Source organism: Myxococcus sp. AB036A, from assembly GCF_006547355.1.
In the GTDB taxonomy this organism is placed as follows: Bacteria; Myxococcota; Myxococcia; order Myxococcales; family Myxococcaceae; genus Myxococcus; species Myxococcus virescens.
The window spans coordinates 1-4,635 of record NZ_VHLC01000196.1; the positions used below are offsets into that span (position 1 = coordinate 1).

General features: G+C 69.8%; 1 protein-coding gene and 1 pseudogene. Both read left to right on the top strand.

Features of this window, described 5'->3' with window-relative positions:
* Positions 1–2: 2 nt before the first annotated feature.
* The gene (gene hrpA / locus FL344_RS37850; RefSeq protein ID WP_228565663.1) at positions 3–3,677 is read left to right on the top strand and encodes an ATP-dependent RNA helicase HrpA; all 3,675 of its coding nucleotides are present in this window, start codon (positions 3–5) and stop codon (positions 3,675–3,677) included.
* 668 nt (positions 3,678–4,345) lie between these two features.
* Positions 4,346–4,635: pseudogene (locus FL344_RS37855) on the top strand (hypothetical protein); the annotation flags it as partial.

Sequence of the window (4,635 nt, forward strand, 5' to 3'; positions counted from 1 at the left end):
GCTTGCCCACCCTGCGCTTCCCCCCCGAGCTCCCCATCTCGAGCCGGGTGGAGGACATCACCGCGGCCATCACCGCCCATCAGGTGGTCATTGTCGCGGGGGCCACTGGCTCGGGGAAGACGACGCAGCTACCAAAAGTCCTGCTCGCCATGGGGCGCGGCCGCCCGCGCCAGATTGGCGTCACCCAGCCCCGGCGTATCGCCGCGACGAGCGTGGCGGCGCGCGTGGCACGTGAGCTCGGCACCGAGCTGGGCACGGACGTCGGGTACCAGATTCGCTTCGAGGACCGCTCGTCCCGGCAGACCGCCGTGAAGTTCATGACCGACGGCGTCCTGCTCGCGCAGATTCACAGCGACCCGCTCCTGCGCCGCTACGACACCATCGTGCTCGACGAGGCCCACGAGCGCAGCCTCACCATCGACTTCCTGCTCGGGTGGCTCAAGCGCATCCTTCCCAGACGCCCCGACCTCAAGGTGGTGGTGAGCTCGGCCACCATCGAGACCGAGCGCTTCTCGCAGTTCTTCGGAGGGGCTCCGGTCATCCAGGTGGAGGGCCGTACCTTTCCGGTGGACGTGCTCTACGAGCCGCCCCACGAGGACGCCGAGCTCGCCGACGCCGTCGCCGACGCGGTGGCGAACGTCATCTCGCTCGACCCGAACGGGGACGTCCTCGTGTTCCTCCCCGGGGAGCGGGAGATCCGCGAGGCCGAGAATGCCCTGAACGCGCGCGAGCTCCGCGGCACGGTGGTGCAGCCGCTGTATGCGCGCCTGTCGGCCGCCGAGCAGTCACGCGTCTTCGCCACCATCCCCCAGCGCCGGGTCATCCTCGCCACCAACGTCGCGGAGACGTCGGTCACCATCCCGGGCATCGTGTACGTCGTGGACACGGGGGTGGCGCGCCTGTCGCGCTACGAGCCTCGCTCGGGCACCACGCGCCTGCACATCGAGCCAGTCTCCCAGGCCAGCGCCGACCAGCGCAAAGGGCGCTGCGGCCGCGTGCGCGAGGGAATCTGCGTGCGCCTCTACGACGAGGTGAGCTTCACTACGCGGCCCGCCTTCACCGACCCGGAAATCAAGCGCACCGGGCTCGCGGGGGTCATCCTGCGGATGAAGTCCCTCGGCCTCGGTGACGTCGAGGACTTTCCCTTCCTCGACCCGCCCCAGCCGAAGGCCATCGCCGAGGGCTGGCGGGTGCTCGAGGAGCTTGGAGCCATCGAGGGCAAGGAGCGCACCTTGACGCCACTGGGGCACCAGCTCGCGCGCTTCCCGGTGGACCCACGCATCGCGCGGATGATTCTCGCCGGCGCCGAGTACGGGTGCCTGGACGAGGTGCTCATCGTCGCCGCGGCGCTCAACCTGCAGGACCCGCGCGAGCGGCCACGGGAGCTCGCGCAGAAGGCAGACGAACTGCACCGGCGCTTCCGTGACGAGCACTCGGACTTCACGGGGCTCCTCAAGCTCTGGGCGTTCGTGCGCGAAGCCGAGGGCCGGGGGACGTCCCATCTGCGGCGCGTGTGCCGGGACAACTTCCTGTCCTTCCTGCGGGTGCGCGAGTGGCGGGACGTCCAGCGCCAGCTCGAGGAGACCGTCCGCGAGCTGCGCCTGCCGCGCAAGGGCCGGGGCGCCCCAGCGCGCGGGGACGCCCTGCACCAGGCGCTCCTCACCGGGCTCCTGTCCCGCATCGGCCAGTGGAATCCGGAGCAGCGCCACTTTACGGGCGCGAAGCAGACGCGCTTCATGGTCCACCCCTCGTCGGCGCTCGCGAAGAAGCCCCCTGCCTGGGTGATGGCGTTCGAGCTCGTGGAGACGTCCCAGCTTTTCGCGCGCACCGTGGCGAAGCTCGACCCGGAGTGGCTCGCGGCGGCGGCCCCCCACCTGCTCAAGCGCAGCTACTCCGATCCGCACTGGTCGGAGAAGTCCGCGCGCGCCATCGTGAAGGAGAACGCGACCCTCTTCGGGCTGACCGTCTTCAGGGAGCGCCCCGTGCCCCTGGCCAGCAGGGACCCCGCCGAAGCACGGCTGATGTTCCTCGAGCACGCCCTGGTGCGGGGCGAGTACCGCACCCGAGGGGCGTTCCAGGAGAAGAACCGCCAGGTGTTCGAGCGCGTGGCGCGCCTGCGGGACAAGGCCCGGCGCAGCGAGCTGCTCGACAGCGAGGCGATGCTGACCTTCTTCGACAAGCGCGTCCCGGCGGACGTGACGGACGGAGCGGCCTTCGAGGTCTGGCGTCGCAAGGCCGAGGCGGCCGACCCCGACGTGCTCGTCCTCTCGATGGAGGATGCCCTCTCGCACGACCCGGGCCTGTCCCCGGCGCACTACCCGGATGCCATCAAGCTGCACGGCGCGTCCGTGCCGGTGACGTACACCTTCGACCCCTCGGCCGAGGACGACGGCATCACCCTGAGCGTGCCGCTGCTGCTGCTCGCCCAGATAGCCCCGGGTGAGCTCGACTGGACCATCCCCGGGTGGCAGCGGGAGAAGCTCACCGCCCTGCTCGAGCAGCTCCCCCGCGCCCAGCGCAAGCAGCTGGGGCCGTTGCCGGATCTGGTCGACCGTCTCGAGAAGGAACTGGTGCCCTTCCGCGGGCCGATGATTCCAGCGCTCGCGCGTGCGGTGTCCCGCCTGTGCGGCATGGAAGTGACCGAGGAGTCCTTCCGGGCGGATGCCGTGGTGCCGTACCTGCGCATCACGCTCCGGGTGCTCGACGCGCAGGGCAAGGAACTCGCGCGGGGCCGCGACGTCGACGCGCTGCTCAAGCAGCACGGAGGCCATGCACGGGCGGCGCTGCGCAGCGCGGCGCCGGCGTCGGACTGGGAGCGCAAGGGGCTGACCGCCTGGACTTTCGGCGACCTGCCCGCCGTGGTCACCCGGCGGGTCGGCAACCTCGAGGTCCGCAGCTATCCCGCGCTCGTCGACCGGGGCGCCACCGTGGACCTGGTGTTGCTCGAGACATCCGCCGCCGCTGACGCGGCCACGCGCACGGGGGTCCGCCGGCTCCTCATGCTCGCCGCGCGCGGGCACGTGGCCGTCAGCGCCGCGCGCATGCCAACGCCCTTCCCGTCCCTGGACGGCGCGCCGCCCGCACGGGGCCAAGCCGACGCCTTCCGGGCGCTCATGCTCGCACGTGGCGTTGACGACGCGTTCAAGCTCACACCGGGCGCGCCGCTGCCCCGCACGAAGGCAGCCTTCGAGACGCTGGTCCGTGAGGGCTCACCGCGCATCGAGAGTGCGGCCCGGGACTGGGCGAACGCCGTCGTTGTCACCTCCGCGGAGCTCGCCACGACGCTCGCGGCACTCAAGGCGGCATCAAGGGGACCGAGCGGCGCGGCGGCCGTGCGGGACATCCGCTCGCAGCTCGGGAACCTGTTCCCCGCGAACCTCATCGAGTGGATTCCCTTCGTGCGCCTGCTGCACTACCCGCGCTACCTCCGCGCGGCCCAGGCACGGCTGTCGCGTGCGGTGGCGAACCCCAGCAAGGACGCAGGGAAGGCCGCGCCTTTCACTCCCCTGTGGGAGACCTTCCTCGCCAGGCGCGCCACCGTGCGTGACCAGGAGGCGGCGCAGGAGCTGCGGTGGGCCTTCGAGGAGCTCCGCGTGGCCATCTTCGCTCCGGAGGTGACGACGCCCGTGTCCGTGACGGTGGCGAAGGTCGGCGCGGCCCTCGCGGCGCTGCGCTAGAAGCGGGTGGCTGTGCGTCCGCGACGAGCGCATCGGCGTCCTCGAGGTGCTGCCGCCCGACTGCCACCGCCGGCCGGTCGTACGGCCCGCGCTCCCCGGTGACGCCGGCCAGAACGAGCATGTCCGACGCCTCAGGGGGGCTACACCAGTCGCCCCCCGGCGTCGAACTGCTCCAGCACGGCCCTCGTAGGAGCCCGCTTCAGCATCCCGCTGAGCGACAAGGGAGGGCACGACTCGGGAGAGCCCGGCCGTGTCCAGCATGGTTCCAGGTGGGACTCGCCCTGTCGGGGACGTCGCCCTTCGCGGCGACCAATCACAGCACAAAAACCTGACCATCCATGAAGCCGAGAGCGAATCAATCACAAATAAATACATCATCACCGTCATCGCGACGCATCACGAAACTGCAACCCATTACGCGCTCCACCTGGGATGTATTTGACCCACTCACCCGCGCTCGTTCCTGGCATGACCCTCCGCCAGTCTGGTTTGCCCCAGCGGCAACCCCTTAGCCTGACATCCCGATGGCGTGCGCCACGCCCAGGGCGCAATCATCCACATTTGCTGAATTACCAGTCTTGCTCGTTTGGATTTGAATTCAATTCAAGACCAGTGCTAGTAGGAAATTGGCTTCGGCCGACCCCGCACAAACAACACAGGAGTAGTCCATGACGAGGAACGTGAAGCGTTTCCTGGCTGGCTCGCTGCTGTCTCTCACCCCGTCGATCGCTTTCGCCGGACAGATCGAACTCGACTTCCCCGACTTCCTCACCCAGCGCAGCGAGTACGTCAGCGTCCGTGAGGGCGCGGTGCAGCTCCCCGTGCGGAAGGGCCCCTCGGTGGAGGCCATCGGCCCTGCCGTTGAAGACTTCTTCGTCTCCAACCAGGCCGGCGTCGACCTCCACCTGGGCATCCAGATCCTGACGGGCTCGTTCAACGGCACCTGGAACACCCACCC